At 69.7% G+C, this 16291-nt stretch carries 16 protein-coding genes; 7 read left to right on the forward strand and 9 right to left on the reverse strand.

Annotated features, from left to right (window positions below):
- Positions 1-52 precede the first annotated feature (52 nt).
- On the forward strand, positions 53-838 hold the full coding sequence (gene fabG / locus ACIOEW_RS20335) for a 3-oxoacyl-ACP reductase FabG (RefSeq protein WP_362550999.1): 786 nt from the start codon (positions 53-55) through the stop codon (positions 836-838).
- Positions 839-1007: 169 nt separating this feature from the next.
- Here the strand turns inward: fabG and fabD are convergent, their stop codons facing one another.
- Positions 1008-1967 carry an ACP S-malonyltransferase gene (gene fabD / locus ACIOEW_RS20340; protein WP_401964992.1) on the reverse strand — a complete coding sequence of 320 codons (960 nt, stop codon included), beginning with the start codon at positions 1965-1967 and terminating at the stop codon, positions 1008-1010.
- 135 nt (positions 1968-2102) lie between these two features.
- On the opposite strand from fabD, the gene ACIOEW_RS20345 reads away from it, so the two are divergent.
- Both ACIOEW_RS20345 and ACIOEW_RS20350 read left to right on the forward strand, forming a co-directional pair.
- Positions 2103-3071 carry a superoxide dismutase gene (locus ACIOEW_RS20345; protein WP_401964993.1) on the forward strand — a complete coding sequence of 323 codons (969 nt, stop codon included), beginning with the start codon at positions 2103-2105 and terminating at the stop codon, positions 3069-3071.
- A gap of 87 nt (positions 3072-3158) precedes the next feature.
- Positions 3159-3917, forward strand: coding sequence for an FkbM family methyltransferase (locus ACIOEW_RS20350; protein ID WP_401964994.1), 759 nt, complete (start codon positions 3159-3161; stop codon positions 3915-3917).
- Here the strand turns inward: ACIOEW_RS20350 and ACIOEW_RS20355 are convergent.
- Positions 3893-5158: a nucleotide disphospho-sugar-binding domain-containing protein gene (locus ACIOEW_RS20355; protein ID WP_362550914.1), complete on the reverse strand. Its 1266-nt coding sequence runs from the start codon at positions 5156-5158 to the stop codon at positions 3893-3895. The genes ACIOEW_RS20350 and ACIOEW_RS20355 overlap by 25 nt on opposite strands.
- 221 nt (positions 5159-5379) lie before the next feature.
- On the opposite strand from ACIOEW_RS20355, the gene ACIOEW_RS20360 reads away from it, so the two are divergent.
- Positions 5380-5979 carry a dTDP-4-dehydrorhamnose 3,5-epimerase gene (locus ACIOEW_RS20360; RefSeq protein WP_362550911.1) on the forward strand — a complete coding sequence of 200 codons (600 nt, stop codon included), beginning with the start codon at positions 5380-5382 and terminating at the stop codon, positions 5977-5979.
- A gap of 213 nt (positions 5980-6192) precedes the next feature.
- On the opposite strand, the gene ACIOEW_RS20365 is transcribed toward ACIOEW_RS20360, so the two are convergent.
- Both ACIOEW_RS20365 and ACIOEW_RS20370 read right to left on the reverse strand, forming a co-directional pair.
- Positions 6193-7137: an MBL fold metallo-hydrolase gene (locus ACIOEW_RS20365; RefSeq protein ID WP_362550908.1), complete on the reverse strand. Its 945-nt coding sequence runs from the start codon at positions 7135-7137 to the stop codon at positions 6193-6195.
- Between the two features lie 53 nt (positions 7138-7190).
- Positions 7191-8111: an AfsR/SARP family transcriptional regulator gene (locus tag ACIOEW_RS20370; protein WP_362550905.1), complete on the reverse strand. Its 921-nt coding sequence runs from the start codon at positions 8109-8111 to the stop codon at positions 7191-7193.
- Between the two features lie 590 nt (positions 8112-8701).
- Between ACIOEW_RS20370 and ACIOEW_RS20375 the strand changes: the two genes are divergently transcribed.
- Positions 8702-9829, forward strand: a complete 1128-nt coding sequence (locus ACIOEW_RS20375) for a glycosyltransferase (protein ID WP_362550996.1) — start codon at positions 8702-8704, stop codon at positions 9827-9829.
- A 180-nt stretch (positions 9830-10009) separates the two neighbouring features.
- Here the strand turns inward: ACIOEW_RS20375 and ACIOEW_RS20380 are convergent, their stop codons facing one another.
- The 4 genes from ACIOEW_RS20380 to ACIOEW_RS20395 form a co-directional block, all read right to left on the reverse strand.
- Positions 10010-10966, reverse strand: coding sequence for a Gfo/Idh/MocA family protein (locus ACIOEW_RS20380; RefSeq protein ID WP_401964996.1), 957 nt, complete (start codon positions 10964-10966; stop codon positions 10010-10012).
- A gap of 245 nt (positions 10967-11211) precedes the next feature.
- Positions 11212-12246, reverse strand: a complete 1035-nt coding sequence (locus tag ACIOEW_RS20385) for an LLM class flavin-dependent oxidoreductase (protein WP_362550899.1) — start codon at positions 12244-12246, stop codon at positions 11212-11214.
- Between the two features lie 38 nt (positions 12247-12284).
- On the reverse strand, positions 12285-13016 hold the full coding sequence (locus ACIOEW_RS20390) for an SDR family oxidoreductase (protein ID WP_362550896.1): 732 nt from the start codon (positions 13014-13016) through the stop codon (positions 12285-12287).
- A 38-nt stretch (positions 13017-13054) separates the two neighbouring features.
- Positions 13055-13492, reverse strand: coding sequence for a nuclear transport factor 2 family protein (locus tag ACIOEW_RS20395; protein WP_362550893.1), 438 nt, complete (start codon positions 13490-13492; stop codon positions 13055-13057).
- A gap of 252 nt (positions 13493-13744) precedes the next feature.
- Here ACIOEW_RS20395 and ACIOEW_RS20400 point away from each other — a divergent pair, with 252 nt between their 5' ends.
- Complete coding sequence (locus tag ACIOEW_RS20400; protein ID WP_401964997.1) at positions 13745-14923, forward strand: acyl-CoA dehydrogenase family protein; 1179 nt, start codon at positions 13745-13747, stop codon at positions 14921-14923.
- 25 nt (positions 14924-14948) lie between these two features.
- Positions 14949-15443 (forward strand): nitroreductase family deazaflavin-dependent oxidoreductase, encoded by a 495-nt coding sequence (locus ACIOEW_RS20405; protein ID WP_362550887.1) that lies wholly within the window; start codon positions 14949-14951, stop codon positions 15441-15443.
- A gap of 141 nt (positions 15444-15584) precedes the next feature.
- Here the strand turns inward: ACIOEW_RS20405 and ACIOEW_RS20410 are convergent, their stop codons facing one another.
- Complete coding sequence (locus ACIOEW_RS20410; RefSeq protein WP_401964999.1) at positions 15585-16268, reverse strand: ArsR/SmtB family transcription factor; 684 nt, start codon at positions 16266-16268, stop codon at positions 15585-15587.
- Positions 16269-16291 lie beyond the last annotated feature (23 nt).

Consider the following 16291-nt stretch of genomic DNA (forward strand, 5'->3'; position numbering starts at 1 on the left):
GTACGGCTCGAGGCCGCCGGTTACGCACAACCCATTCGACCTTCATGGAGGAATCATGCCTGGGAACAACCGGGTGGCACTCGTCACCGGCGCCACCAGTGGAATCGGCCTGGAGATCACCAGGCGGCTGGCCCAGGACGGGGGGCGTGTCTATATCTGCGCCCGGAAGGCGGACGCGCTGGCGGCCACCGTCAAGTCGCTGCAGGACGACGGCCTGGACGTCGACGGCCAGGTCTGCGACGTGACCTCGCCCGAGGACATCCGCTCGTACGTGAGCTCCGCCACCGAGCGCTTCGGCCCCGTCGACATCCTGGTGAACAACGCGGGCCGTTCCGGCGGCGGGGTCACCCGGGACTTTCCGGACGACGAGTGGTTCGACGTGATCAACACCAATCTCAACAGCGTCTTCCTGATGACCAAGGAAGTCCTCAACCACGCGGGGATGCTGGAGAAGGGCCACGGGCGGATCATCAACATCGCCTCCACCGGCGGGAAGCAGGGTGTCCTGCACGGTGCGCCCTACTCGGCGTCCAAGCACGGCGTGGTCGGGTTCACCAAGTCGCTCGGCCTCGAACTCGCCAAGACCGGCATCACCGTGAACGCGGTGTGCCCGGGCTTCGTGGAGACCCCGATGGCGGAGCGGGTGCGGGAGCACTACTCCGGGATCTGGGGTGTTCCGGTGGACGAGGTGCACGAACGGGTGAGCGCCCGTGTGCCGATCGGCCGGTACGTGATGCCGGAGGAGGTCGCGGCGATGGTCGAGTACCTGGTCGGCGCCGGCGCTGCGGGAGTGACCGCGCAGGCGCTCAACGTCTGCGGTGGGCTCGGCAACTACTGACCCCTCCCGGAGCCGGCGTCAGGCTCGCGGTGACGTCCGTACCCCCGGCAGGCCGCAGCGTGAGTACCCGCTGCGGCCTGCCGGTGTTGCTGTTGCTGCCGGTGTTGCTGTGGTTGTGGTTGTCGCGGAAGCCTGCGCTGTCGGAACGTATCCTCCGGCGACGCCGGGCTCAGGAGGTGCGAGGGCCCCGGTGGAACGCCTCGACGGCCAGGTCGAGATGGGCGGCGTCGCCCGTCCGGTAGGTCTCCACACCGGGACTGATCCGACGGCAGAGGCCCCCGAGGGCCTTGCCGGGACCCACCTCGACGAACCGCCCCACCCTCGCGGCCGTCAGGTACTGCACCGTGCCCGTCCAGTTGACCCGGCCGGTGAGCTGCCGGAGCAGGCAGGCACGGGCCGCGTCCCCGTCGGCCACCGGTTCGGCCGTGACGCTGGAGATCACCGGGACCACCGGGTCCCTGAACTCGACCTCCCCGAGTGCCGCGGCGAATTCCTCCTCGACGCTGCCGAGCAGCGTGCAGTGGGCAGCGCCGCCGATCTCCAGCACCACGACCCGGTTCGCGCCGGCGTCGTTCACCAGATCGAGGAGGACGTTGACCGCCTCCGTCTGACCGGAGATCACCACCTGGGTGAAGTCGTTGTGGTTGGCGACCTCCACGACCTGTCCGGACTCCGCGGCGGCCTTGGCGCACAGCGCTTCCATCACCGCCAGCTCCAGGCCGACCACGGCGGCCATCTTGCCCGGGATCCTCTCGGTGACCGATGCCATCAGCTTCCCGCGGATGCTGACCAGTCGAAGGGCGTCGGTCCAGTCGAGGACGCCCGCGCAGACCATCGCCGTGAACTCGCCCAGGCTGTGGCCGGCGACGAAGTCGGGTACGACTCCGCGCTCCTCCAGCACCCGCAGGGCGGCAAGGCTGGTCAGCACCATCGCGGGCTGTGTGACCGTCATGTGCCTGAGTGTCTCGGCCGGTCCTGTGAAGCACAGGTGCGACAGCCCGAAGCCCAGCAGCTCATCGGCGGGCCGGTAGTGGGTGTCGGCCAGCGTGGGCCAGCGTTTCAGCAGGTCGAGGCCCATGCCTACGCGCTGGGCGCCCTGGCCGGGGAAGACGAACGCGGTCCTGTCCATGGGGAGAGGATCCGGGACCGGCCTACACGGCTGCTCGAGTCCCGCTGCAGCCCGGCGCCGCCCTCCTGCTCAAGCGGATCTCAGGTGGATTCTGCGACGGTGCACCCCGACACTCAGGAGGGCAGTATGCAGGGAATGACGACAACACGCCGCGGCTTCCTCGGCCTCGGCGCCGCGCTGGGCGGTGCGGTGGTGCTGGGCGCCGGGCAGGGCACGGCCCGGGCAGCGGACGTACGGTCCAGGGGGGCCTGGCCCACCACGCTCAACCTGCCGGACGGTTTCCACCCGGCGGACATCACCATCGGAAGGCAGCCCTACGCCTACTTCGCGTCCCTGCTCGGTGGTGCCGTCTGCCGCGTCAGCCTCGCGTCCGGGCAGAACGAGGTCATATACCCGGGCCTCGGAGACGGGTACATGGCCATCGGGATCCAGGTGGACGACCGCGGGCGGCTGTTCGTCGCGGGCGGCTGGGGGCGGACGATCACCGTCATCGACGCCGCCAGCGGTGCCGTGCTCAAGACGTACGAGGTGGGCATCCCCCACTCCTGCGTCAACCACGTGACCGTCACGCCGGAGGGCGCGTGGTTCACCGACGCCTGCAACGGGCTCCTGTTCGGGCTCCCGTTCGGACCTGACGGCTCGCTGCCCGGTCAGGACGAGGTGGTGACCCTGAACCTGTCGGGGGAGTGGGTGCAGGGGCCGCAGGACGTTATCACCTCGGCCGGCGTCGCGCCGACACCGGACGGCAGGGGCCTGCTGGTGGTCAACCAGTTCACCGGCGGAGGGACCCTGTTCCGGATCGACCGGACCACCGGATCCGCCCGCCGGGTGCCGCTGGGTGACCTGAAGCTGCCGACCGCGAACGGGATCACCCTGCACGGCAGGACCCTGTACACGCCGCAGCAGACCGATCTCACGGCCGTCCGGCTCGACCGTACGGGGCACAACGGAACCCCGGTCCTCAGGCTCACGGACCCGCGCTTCGACACACCCTGCGCGGCCGCCGTGTACGGCGAACGCCTCTACCTGGCGAACTCCCGCTTCCCGCTCCCCCCGACACCGACGACGAAGTACAACGCGGTGTCCATCCCGCTTCCGGTGTAGCGCCTGGACCGCCGGGGCGTGCCGGAGCCATCGCGCCGGCGCGCCCCGGCGGACACGGACACCCTCAGAGGACAGGAGGAGAATCCCATGCCCGAGGACGGCATACAGCTGATCGAGCTGGAGGACGGGTTCCGCTGCTACACGAGCAGTGAGGCGGAGGCCCGGTTCATCCACCGCGAGATCTTCCAGGACGACACCTACGATCTGGACGGGCTGCCAGACGCCCCCGTGATCGTCGACGCCGGGGCCAACATCGGTCTGTTCACCCTGTTCGTCAAGCGCAGGTACCCGGCGGCCCGGGTCATCGCCTTCGAGCCCGTCCCGGACAACATCCGCGTCCTGAGGAAGAACCTGCGGCTGCACGGCATCCACGATGTGACGGTCCACCCGGTCTGCCTGGGCGCGGAGCCGGCGGCCGCGGCGGACTTCACGTACTTCCGGCGCATGCCCGGCAACTCCACCCGCCACCCGGAAGGCCTCGCCCTCCAGAAGACCCTCATGGCCGAGCACATGGGCAAGGAGCAGGCCGAGGCCGCCCTGGAGCCGACCGGGATCACCGTCCCGGTCGACCGCCTCTCCGACGTGCTGGCCGCCCGGCATCCCGGGATCGGCCCGATCGACCTGATGAAGATCGATGTCGAGGGCGCGGAGCTGGAGCTGCTCAGGGGTGTCGACGCGGCCGACTGGGCCAGGACCCGGGCCGTGATCATCGAGGTCAGCGGTCTCGACGGCGTACGCGCGGAGGTGGAGCGGATCCTGCGGGAGCGCGGGCTGACCGTCTCGGGCGCCCGCGCCCCCTTCATGTGGCCCGAGCTGGAGCTCTACAACGTGACGGCCAAGCGCTGAGTCTGCCGGGACGGGACGAGTGACTCGAGGCGCCGAACCGTGTCGTGCGGGCTCGGCGCCTCCAGCATCTCCCGGTGCAGCAGGTCCGTGCCCTCCCGGAACGACGGTTCCGTGAGGACCCGGGTCAGCTGCTCACGGAGTGTCCCGACGGTGAGTTCCTTCGGTTCGAGCAGCAGTCCCGCACCGCGATCCGCCATGTGCCGTGCGGTGATCGCCTCCCCCCACATCGGCATGGGCGCGATCAGCTGCGGCACCCGGTGTGCCACGGCCGCCGCGAACGTGCCGCCGCCGCCGTGGTGGATCAGCGCACTGCACGTGGGCAGCATGTAGTTCAGCGGCACGTACTCGACCAGGCGGACGTTGTCGGGCACCTTGCGGACGGTGTCCAGATGCTTGGCGTGCAGAGTGGCGACCAGCTCGATGTCCAGCTCGGACAAGCCGGAGACGACCTCGGCGAACGTCACACCGGCCTCGCGGAACAGCTGCCTGCCGCGCCCGCCGACCCCGAGGGTCAGCAGCACCCGGGGGCGCTCGGGCCGGTCGTGCATCCAGGGCTGCGGAGCGAGGTTCCCGTTGTAGGGAACCCGCCGGATCGGCTGGTACGTCAGGTCCAGCGGCAGCCGCAGCGCGGCCGGCATCGGATCGATCGTCCACTCGCCGAGCAGGAGGTCCTCCGTGAACTCGAGGCCGTGCGGCTTCAGCATCGGACTCATCAGGGCCGTCACCGGGTCCTCCTCGGCGCCCGCGCCGCGCTCGGCCAGCGCGGCACGCGACTTCGCCCGCAGCCAGCCGATGTTGTCCTGGCCCCACAGGAAACGTGCCTGCCTGGCGCCGGTCACCTTGGCGGCGACGGCGGCCGCCACGCAGAACGGGTCCCACAGCACCAGATCGGGGCGCCACCGCTCGCAGAAGTCCACCAGGTCGTCCAGCATCGGTGTGAAGCGGGAGAGCATGCCCGTGGTGCCACGCCACTGCTCGGCCCAGGTGTCGTCGTGGTCGGCGTCGAGGGCCATGAAGTCGGTGAGGGCCTCCAGCTTCTCGAAGTTGTCGTTCCACTCCATGACGTCCTCGAGCCGGCCGCCCGCGGGGACCGCGGCGAGACCGGCCTCCGTCACCAGGTCCACGGCGTCCGGATGGATCGCGACGCGGACCTCGTGCCCGGCGTTCTGCAACGCCCAGGCCAGCGGGACGATCGGGTGCACATGTGCCGTCGCCGGGAACACACTGAACAGGACACGCATCGGGGTTCTCCCAAAATCCGGGTAGGGGCGGGTTCGTACCACACTGGAGGCGCGTCCTCGATCCTGGCTCGAATAGCGATCGCGGTCCCTGACGGAGCGTTGTTAGGGCCCCGCTCGAGTGCCGCCTGCGCACGGCTGGAGTGCCCCAACTACCGCTGCCTGGGCGGTGATCGGTCTGGCAACATCGAGCGGACCCAGACCACCGAGTGAATGGATGTGTCATGCAGGTGCGCCAGCTCGCCGTTCCGGGCAGCTTCGAATTCACTCCGCAGCATCACCGCGACCATCGCGGGGTCTTCGTCTCGCCGATGGAGGAACCGGCCTTCGTCGAGGCGGTCGGCCACGGGTTCCACGTCGCCCAGACCAACCAGAGCCGTTCGGCCAAGGGCGTGTTGCGGGGAGTCCACTTCACCACCACGCCGCCGGGGCAGGCCAAGTACGTCCACTGTGTGAACGGGCGTGCGCTCGACGTCGTCGTGGACCTCAGGGTCGGCTCACCGACCTTCGGGGTCTGGGACACCGTCGAGCTGGACACCGTCTCGTTCCGGTCGGTCTACCTTCCCGTGGGCGTCGGCCATGCCTTCCTCGCGCTGGAGGACGACACGGCGATCTCCTATCTCGTCTCCACGGGCTACCGGGCGGGCCTGGAACAGGCGGTGGACGCGTTCGACCCGAAGCTGGGCCTGCCGTGGCCCAAGGACACGGAGTTCATCGTGTCCGAGCGGGACACGGACGCGCTCAGCCTCGACGAGGCGCTGGAGAAGGGAGTCCTCGCACGGTATGCCGACTGCCTGCCGGTTCCATCTGCGGCAGCTTCCTGACCGCACCGGAACGTGCCGGAACGGCCGGCCCCGCTTCCCTGTGACGGGAGCGGGGCCGGCCGTTCCGGCCTCTGAGCGGTCAGTGCGCCCGGCCGCCGCTGGGGGCACGTGGGAACAGAGCTGCACAGGAGCGGCGCGCCGGTACGTACGCCGTGCGCGGCACCCGCACACAGCCGGTACCCGGCCGCGTCGAGGACGCGCGGCCGGACGGGGTCAGGCGTGGCACGTGATCGGGCCTCCGTTGTAGTCGACCATCTCCTGGAAGATGACGCCCATCTCCTTGAGCATCGCCGCGACATCCGGTTCCTGGCCGACCGCGGCGCCGCGCTCCTCGGCGTAGGCGCGGTGCAGGTTCGCCACCAGCCGCTCCGGCTCGAGGAGTTCGGTGAAGGGCCCCGCCTCGGCGTCGCGCGCCGCCTCGTGGGGCGGGACGCCGGCCGCGACACCGGCCTTGGCCAGTTCCTGGACCCATCGCAGGTACGCCTCGCCGGTCTCGAGGATCTCGGGACCGCCGACCGGGCCATGACCGCTCACCACGGTGACGGCGCCCAGGCTGCGCATGTGTGCGACAGCCCGCAGGGAACCGGTGATCGAACCCATGGGGAAGAACGGAGTCGCTCCGGACATGACAATGTCACCGGTGAAGAGGACCCGCTGTCCGGGTATCCACACGATGGTGTCGTTGCTCGAGTGGGCGGGCCCGGTGTGGATGAGTTCGGCCGTGAGGTCGCCCACGTGCAGGGTCATACGGTCCTCGTACGTCGCTGTCGGCAGCGCGAGTTCGATGTGGCCCCACTCCACCTCCGGCCACAGGTCGGTGAGGTGCAGACCGGCCTGGTGCATCTCGGCCCGGGCGAGGGCGTGCCCGTAGACCGTCGCCTCGGGAAACACGAAGTTGCCGAAGCTGTGATCCCCGTGCGAGTGGGTGTTGATGACGGCGAACGGCGCACCGCGCCCGTCGCGGACCACGTGCTCGCGCAGCCGGCGGGCACGCGCCTCGGTGGCCGCGGTGTCTACCAGCGCCACCTTGTTACCCGAGGTGAGGACGCCCGCGTTGTTCACGCACCATCCGCCGGGCGCCTGGACGTATGCGAAGACGCCGTCGGCCACCTCCTGCAGTACCGGCTCGCTCGTGGGTGTCGCTGATGACGGCGGCATGGAAGAGCTCCTCGCTGTGTCGGTTGTCCTGGTCTTCGTGCGGTGCGTCGTCATCAGGCGACACCGAACCCTTGGAGCGACAGGTCAGGGGCGTTCGCCAGTACTGCCCGGTGCAGATCCTGCAGTCGGCTGGAGGGCTCGACGCCGAGTTCGCTGCTGAGGGTCTGACGGAGGTCCCGGAACGCCTGCAGTGCCCGCCACGGCGCCCCCGCCTTGTGGAGACAGACCATGAGCATGGCGCAAAGTCGTTCATCCATCGGGTTCTGAGCGATCAGCACCCGTAGTTCGGGGATCAGCACGGCGTGCTTGCCGAGGCTCAGATCGGCGAGGATCCGCTGCCCGTGCACGCGCATCCGGCCTTCTTCGAAGCCGATCGACTCCATGTGGAGCACACGTCCGGCCGGCACGTCCATCAACGCGGGACCGCGCCACTGATCGAGTGCCTCTTTCAGGCACTTTGCCGCGGTGGCGGCATCCCCGGACTCGAGTGCGAGATCACCCTTCACCGAGAGCCGCTCGAATTCCCGTACGTCGAACGCACAGGAGTCGATCATCAACTGGTACCCGTTGAAGTGGGTCACCAGGATGCTCTTGGCTCCTCCGGGGTAGTCCGCGGGCAGGGATTCCGTGATCAGCTTGCGCAGCTGAAGGATGTAGGTCTGAAGTGTCGTCGTGCTGCTCCGGGGAATCGAGTCTCCCCAGATCTCCTCCATCAGGGTCGAGATGGGCACGACACGGCCGCAGCGCAGGGCCAGCAGGGCAAGGAGCTGCTTCGGCTTTCCTGCCGAAGGGACGATCGATACCCCACCGATTCGAACATCCAGCGGACCGAGAAGATTTATCTCGGCTGTCTGTACATGCCGCGCCTCGACCAATTGCTTGGACGTATTGTTCTGGATAATTATCCTCATCCCCCTGTGAATTGTCCAGAAGTGCGTTTTCAGGAAAATCGACGAGCCTTTTTTCTGCCTCATTCTGCTTTGCGGAGCTGAATCCCCTCCGGGAGAGCAGCCGAAAATCGCCATTGAGTTTTGTGCCGTATGAGGGGCGCAACGCTGCTACCCATGACGGGGTTCCGGTGGAACAGGGGGCGCTCGAGGTGCCGAGTGCACCGCCGCCACCGCTGAAGACTCCCTCACGCCTGGATCGTTGCTGGTTATGCGCAGGTGTGGGGGGTCTCGGGCGGGTCAGGCCCTATGCGCGCTCCAGGAGGTCACGTGGTTACCCGTGACCGCACTTCCCTATCGGTACCTCTTCCGTGGGTGGAGCGCCCTTGCTCATGGCTTGATCGACTGACTCAGTTTGCAGCCTGGCCCCGCGGCAGCGCAGGTGGATTTCCAGTCATGCCTGAGTGACGGGTTCCGGCTCCGCGTTGGCGCGTGCCCGGTTACATCGCGGCAACAAATGCGTCGGCGGTGTGCACGAGAGGTACGGAAGGTGACGTTTGCAGTATGAAACGCTTCCTCCATTGAGGATATACCCGGACTCAAGTGGCGGTGTGGAGACTGACTTCGCGGTTAGGGCCGACGAGAGGAGCTCCGCAGTCATGGGAAGCGGTTTGAGAATGCTATTCGTGGCGGCGGGGAGCCCCGCGACCGTCTTCGCCCTCGTACCGCTGGCGACCGCGGCGCGCAACGCCGGGCATGACGTCTTCGTGGCGGCGACCGAGGAGATGACGCCGGTCGTCGTCGGGGCGGGGCTGCCGGCGGTGTCCCTGACCCGGCGGACGATGCGCGAATACATGTTCACCGGTGACGACGGTGCCCGGCTCACGCTGCCGGCCGACCCGGTGGAGCGGATGCGATTCGGTGGTCACGGCTTCGGCCGACTGGCATCGGACGGGCTGGAGAACCTGCGGGCGCTGAGCGACGTGTGGCGGCCCGACATCGTCGTCGGAGGCACCCTGTCCTTCGCGGCGGCGCTTCTGGCCAGGCATCTGGGTGTTCCCTGGGTACGGCACGCGTGGGACATGGGTGAGCCCCTGGAAATGGACCTCGGAGCGGCCGGACAACTCGCGCCGGAGCTTTCCCGGGTCGGTCTCACCGAACTGCCCGAGCCCGATCTGTGGGTCCATATCTGCCCACCGAGTCTGCTCGCCCCCGAAGCGGCGGCCGGCGAGGTGATGCGGTTCGTGCCCACCGGCAGGCAGCGGCTGACGGAACCGTGGATGTACACCCGTCCGGCGAGGCCGCGCGTGTGTGTGACGGCGGGCAGCCGGGCCAGCCGTGAGCAGGATCTCGGCCTGCTCGACGGCTTGGTGGCGCAGGTCGGCAGCCTCGATGTGGAGCTGGTGATCGCCGCACCGGACGAACTCGCCCCGGCGCTGACCGAGGGGCGGCCGCAGGTGCGCGCGGGCTGGCTTCCGCTGGGCACCGTGCTCCCCACCTGCGACGTGCTCGTGCACGCCGGCGGAGGTCAGACCGCGCTCACCGCCCTGCACGCCGGTGTGCCGCAGCTGGTCCTGCCGAACATGCCCAAACTGGTTCCGCACTCGCGTCGCCTGACCGAGTCCGGCGTCGCACTCACGCTGCTGCCCGGCGAGGACGATCCGGACGCCGTCGTGGAGGCCTGCCGTGAGCTGTTGTCCACGCCGTCGTACCGGAAGCGGTCGCAGGAGGCCGCCGCCGAGATGGCCGCGCTGCCCGGTCCGGCCGAGGTCCTGGAGGTCCTGGAGGACCTGAAGGCGGGCTGACCACCGGCTGACCACCGGCGGACCGGCCCGGGTGAACCGGCCCGGTCCGCCAGGCCGTTGACCTCTGGCCGCCCCCCCGCAGACAGGCCTCCGGCCCGCGCCTGCGCGGTCCCGCCGGCGCCCGGGGGGCCTTGCGGTGGGACTACGGGGTGAGGCCCGGGGCCCGCGCCCGGACCCCTCTCACCGGCGGCCGGCGGTCCGCAGGACGGCGGCCAGGAGATCCGCCTGAGCCACGCACTCGACGTGCGGCGTCTCGCCTGTGCGTACCGCCGAGACAAAGGCGGAGAGGGTGTTCGCCACCTGATCGTCCGGCGGCAGCGGCACGGTCCGCGTGCCCGATGCCGTCTCCAGTGTGACCGTCGGCGTGTGGTCCGCGGGCGGAGTGAAGGCACGGTCCACGACGACCCGGCCGGCGCTGCCCGTCAGCTCGTAACGGGAGCGGTAGGCGTGCTCCATACCGAACGACAGATGTGCGGTGACGCCGTCGCCGCGGCGCAGCAGCACGGCACCGGAGGTGTCGACCTGCCGCCCGGGAGGACGCTCGAGTACGGCGCCCCGGACCTCCAGGGCGCCGCCGAGGAAGTGCAGCGCCGCCCGTACGGGGTACACACCGACGTCGTACAGACTTCCGCCGCCGAGCTCGGACCGGTACCGGATGTCCTCGCCCGGCAGGGCGGGAATGGTGAAACTCGATTGGAACGAGCGGAGATCACCGATCGCCCCGTCCGCCACGAGCCGCCGCACCGCCGCGTGCTGGGAGTGATGGACGAACATGACGTTCTCCATCAGCGTCAGCCCCCGGGTGCGCGCCGTCGCCATCAGGCCGCGCGTGCGTGCGGGGTCCGTGGTCAGCGGCTTCTCCGCGAGCACGTGCTTGCCGGCGGCGAGGGCCGTCTCGGTCCAGTGTTCGTGCAGCGCCGCGGGCAACGGTACGTACACGGCCTCCACGTCGTCGAGCGCCACCAGGGCTCCGTAGCCGGTGACCGGGCGGCAGCCGAACTGCCGGGCGGTGTCGGCGGCCTTGGCGGCATCCCGGCTGGCGACGGCGACGATCTCGATGCCGGGGTGGGCCAGCATCGCGGGCAGCATCCGGCGCCGGGCGATCGAGGCACAGCCGATGACTCCGATTCGCAACATCGAGGGCACTCCACGATTGAGTGGGGACGGGCGGGTCCATGAACGATGACCGACCCGTCTCGACCGCGGCTCAAGCATCGGCGGAACCCGGCCCGCCCCGCTCAGCGGTGACGTGACCGGCCCCTCCGGTCCGGTGGGGCGCACGCGGAGGGGCCGGGGCGCGGGTGGTACGGGGGCCGGCAACCGGTACGTCCTTCGACCGGACCGGCACCCGTCTCCGCCGCTCGCGGGGCGGTGCGTCATGGTCAGTCGCGGACGCCGGACCGGTCCAGAGCCGTCATGGCCTGCTCCAGGATCGCGAGCCGCCCGTCCAGGTCCGTCGCCACCGCCGAGATCATGACGCTCAACGTGGTCACACCCACGTCGGCGTACTCCCGCAGGCGTTCGGCGATCCGGTCGACGGGACCGACGAGTGCCGTCCGGTCGATGAAGTCCCGGGGCACGGCCTTGGCCGCACGGGCCCGGTCTCCTGCCCGGACGGCGCTGCTGACCTCTGCCGCCTCGTCCGGGAAGCCCAGCCGCGCCGCCAGTGAGCAGTAGAAGTTGCGCTCGGCCGTCCCGATGCCCATGAGGTGTGCGTAGTGGTCGCGCAACAGGTCGATGCACGCGTCGGTGTCCTCGCCGATCGACGTCGCAAGGGCCGGTACGGTCTGGAATCCGCTCATGGTCAGGCCGACCGACTCGCGGCCCTGCCTGATGTGGTCGACGGACTGTGCGACATGCTCCGGCGCGGCGAACACGCCGATCCATCCGTCGGCGATCTCGCCCGCCAGCCGCAGGTTCTTCGGCCCCACCGCACCCAGATAGACCGGGACGGGGGAGTGCGCGGGTTCGGTGATCACGTGCAGGGGCGCGCCGCCCGAGCCGGAGTAGGGCAGCCGGTAGTGCTCTCCCTGGTACCGCACCGGCTCGCCGGAGAGAGCCATCCGCACGATCTCCACGTACTCGCGGGTTCTGGCCAGGGGATGCCCGAAGGGAACGCCGTACCAGCCGTCCGACACGTCGGGGTTGGAGACGCCCAGACCGAGACGGAACCTGCCGTTCGACAGGGAGTTCAGCGTGGCCGCGGTCAGTGCGGCCAGAGCCGGGGTACGGGCGGGGATCTGCATGACCCCGGAGGCAAGGCCGATGCGTTCGGTGCGCCCGGCGACGAGACCCAGCACACTGGGCGCGTCCGAGCGGTATCCCTCGGGTGCGAAGGCGACGTCGTAGCCGAGCCGTTCGGCCGTGACGGCGAGTTCCGCCGCGCCTTGGTAGGTGAGGTTCACGCCAAGTTTCATCACTGCCCCTTTGTGAGCGTCGAGGGTGCTGGTCGTGCTCAGATCAGCAGGTGGGCGCCGCCGTCGGCCAGAACCACCTGACCCGTCGAGTACCGCGCCCGGTGCAGGCCGACGACCAGCTCGGCGACGTCATCGGTGGTGCCGACCCGGCGCAGGGGAGTGGTGGCCTCGACCCGTTCACGGATCTCGGTGAAGTCCTTCGTCCACGCGGTGTCGATCAGCCCGGGGGCGACCGCGTTGACCCTGACGGCCGGTCCGGCGGACGCCGCGAGCAGCCGGGTCATGTGGTCGACGGCCGCCTTGCTGACCGCGTACGGGATGGAACTGCCCGCCGGCCTGGTCCCCGCCACGGAGGAGATGTTGACCACGTGTCCGTCGGCGGACCTGCGCAGGTGCGGCATGGCCGCGACGGTCGTCTGCCAGGTTCCGATGACGTTGAGGCCGAGGATCTCCCGCCAGACGTCGCCCGTCGCCGCCTCCAGGTCGGCGTGGGGGATGGGGCGGGTGACGCCGGCGTTGTTGACGAGCAGGTCCAGCTGCCCGTATTCGGCGATGACCGCCTCTACGAGGGCGCGGGCCTGCTCCTCGTCGGAGACGTCGGCCTGGACGAACCTCGCGTCCGGCAGCGAATCGGCGAGCTCCTTGCCCGCCTCCACGCTCCGTACCGCGTTGACGACGACCGCCATGCCCTCGGCGGACAGCCGGCGGGCGATGGCTGCGCCGATACCGGACGACGATCCGGTCACCAAGGCGACCTGCTTACGGCTCATGTGTGGGTCCTCTCTGCGTGGTCGACGGTGCCCGGGGCTCAGAACAGCTGGTCGTGTCCGACCTTGCGGGAACGGTTGCGCAGCTCGCCGTCCTCGAAGACCAGTACGTCGTTCACGAAGCAACTGGGCCCGACGAGGGGCTCCTTGACACCGGGACGCGTGGTGAGGACCAGGGCGTAGAAGGAGGCGTCGATGGCACCGTCCGGGCGCTCGGCCAGATTGATCATGTTGAACCAGTGGCGTCGCTGCACCGGGTCGCCGTCGAACCGGGTGTTGAACGACCTGAGTTCGGCGATGATGCCGGCCGTCGTGCGCGCGGCGGGCATATTGGGCGTGTGCTGGAACTCGCCGTCGGCGGTGAAGGTCGCCGCGTACTCCTCGAACCGCCCGGAGTCGAGGAGTTGCACCTGCCTTGCGTAGAACTGCAGTACTGCGGCGTAGGTGTCGGTGAAGGTGGTGTTCACGACAGTCGTCATCGCGGGTTCCTCCGGTGAGTGGATCGGTGCGGGACGAGCCGCGCCGCGGAACGGCGCAGGGCCCACCGCGGGGCAGGCGCAGGGCGCACCGCGGGGCAGCGTCCGTTCGGAGGAGTCTGTGGCGGCCGCCTAGAGCCCGGCTCGAAGGGCCGGTGAGCCGTGGTCCGGCCGGTCGGCTCCAGTGGCGTTCTAGCTGTCCGCGATCCGTGGTGTCCAGGATCGGCCCGGAGTCGAGCCGAGGAGGCCATGTAGATGACCGACCAGTCTCTGCCCGGATCAGGGGTGGCGCGAGCCGCGCAGGACGTCGCGTCCCTTGCGGCTCTCCGGGCCGACCAGGCCGAAGAGGACCGGCAGTTGAGCGCGGATGTGGTGCGGGCGATGGTTGTGGCGGGGTTCGCCCGCCACTTCGTGCCGGCCGACCACGGCGGCAGCGCCGGCACCTTCGAGGAACTGTCCGCCGCGATCACCGTCATCGGCGCCCGGTGCGCGGCGGCGGCCTGGTCCGCCTCACTGATGGCGAACCTGGCCAGGATGGCCGCCTATCTTCCGGAGGAAGGGCGTAAGGAGGTCTGGAAGGACGGGCCCGACACGCTGATCGTCGGCGGTGTCTCCCCCGTCGGGAGGGCGCACGCGGAGGGTGACGGATGGCGGTTGTCGGGGACGTGGGCCTACATCAGCGTCGTCGACCACTCCGACTGGGCGCTCGTGTCCGGTGTGGTGCCGGCCGGTGCGGGCTACGAACCGAGACTCTTCGCCCTGCCCCGCGAGGTCTACACCGTCGAGAAGACGTGGTCCGACATCGGGATGCGGGCCACCGGGAGCAACACCCTGGTCGCCGAAGACGTGTTCGTACCGGCCACACTGAGTTTTCCGGTCAGGGACCTGCTCGAAAGCGGTGCCGGCGAGTCCGTGTCCCCGTGCCATGCCGTGCCGCTGCCGTCGGTGAACGGACTCTCGTTCTGTACGCCGATTCTCGGCGCCGCCGAGGGTGCGCTGGAATACTGGTCGCACTACGCCGCGCAGAAGATCCGCGCCTGGTCGCCCGCCAGGCCCGGCCCCGGCCCCGGCCGGGGGTTCTACGAGGAGGTGCTGGCCCGGTGCTCCGGCGAGATCGACGCCGCACGGCTGCTGTTGGAGCGGGCGGCCCGGGTCGCCGACAAGGGGCCGGGGATCACCGCCGTGGAGACCGCCCGCAACCAGCGGGACTGCGCACTTTCGGCGGATCTCCTGGTGGGGGCGGTGAACCGGTTGTTCAGAGCCTCGGGAACCGCCGGGCACAGCGACGAGCAGCCACTCCAGCGGATCTGGCGCGACGTCAACTCGGCCGCGGGGCACGTGGTGCTGCAGTTCGGCCCGTGTGCGACCGCGTACACCGATCGGGCGCTCGGCCTGAGCGCCGGTGGCCATGACAGCCAGCAGGCACGTCAGTAGACGCACCACTCGAAGGGACAGTCGTATGAGTGTGGAAGAGAACGGAGAATCCGGGGACGCCGGACAGGAGTCTCCGCGTGAGGAGTTCGACGCCGGGGCGTTCCAGCGCGGCGTCATCACGGAGTTCCGGGCGAACGAGGGGAAGGTCGGCGGGATGTTCGAAGGAGCTCATCTGCTCCTGCTGACCACCACCGGCGCCAGGAGCGGCGAGCCGCGGACCAACCCGCTGGGGAAGATCGAGGTCGAGGGCAGGACGGTGGTCGTCGGATCGATGTTCGGCGCACCCAAGCACCCCGACTGGTTCCACAACATCAGGAAGAACCCGAAGGTCACGGTCGAGGTCGGCACCGAGACCTACGAGGCGGTCGCCACCGTCCCGCAGGGCGGGGAGCGCGACCGGCTCTTCGAGAAGGTCGTCGAAGTCGCTCCGGGGTACGCGGAGTACCAGGCCAAGACCACCCGGGTGATTCCGGTCGTGGTCCTGGAACGGGTCGGCGGCGGCGCTCCCGAAGGGTCCTGAGGCGCCACCCCCTCATGCCGGTGAGCCAGGGCAGCCCTGCCCTGGCTCACCGGTATGCCCGCGGGCGGACGCCCGAAGGTGGCCGGCGCACCGGCCACCGCGACGGCTGCGTCCGGCCGGTCCGGCCGGACGCACCCGGGATCAGGAAGCGGCCCCCGCGGAACCTTCCCCGGTCTGCAGGGCGCCGCCCTCGCGCTGCCACCGGGTGATACCGCCCTCCAGCGGACGGGCCGGGATCTCGTGGCTGCGCAGCAGACGGACCAGGTCGGGGGAGAGCACGCAGTACGGGCCCTGGCAGTAGGCGATGACCTCCACACCCCTCGGGATGCTGTCCATCTTCTGCCTCAGCTCCGCGGCGGGCAGCGAGATCGCGCTGGGCACATGACCTCTGGCGTAGTCCTCCGACGAGCGCACATCGATGATCAGGATCCTCGGATCGTCGATGTGCGCCCGCAGTTCCTCTGCCGTGACCGGCTGCAGCTCGGAGCTGTTGCCCAGCAGGTCGTCGATGGCCAGTCGGAGATCGGCGAGCCGGACCTCCGCACAGGTCTGCAGAGAGCCGAGCAGGCGCGACACATCGGGCCCGGCGAGCCGGTAGATGATCCGGTTGCCCTCTCGCCTGGTGGTGACCAGGTTCGCGCCACGCAGCTGCTGGAGCTGGGCCGAGGTGTTCTTCAGCCCTACGCCCGAGGCGGTGACGAGGCCCTCCACGTCGCTCTCGCCGTTCTCGAGCAGATCGAGCAGGCGCAGCCGTACAGGACTGGCCAGCGCCTTCCCGATCCGAGCGAGCTGTGTGTAGACCTCGGTCTCGATGAACTCTCCCATGGGACCATTCTCGCTTCCAAGGC

Source organism: Streptomyces sp. NPDC087901, assembly GCF_044742205.1.
GTDB lineage: Bacteria > Actinomycetota > Actinomycetes > Streptomycetales > Streptomycetaceae > Streptomyces.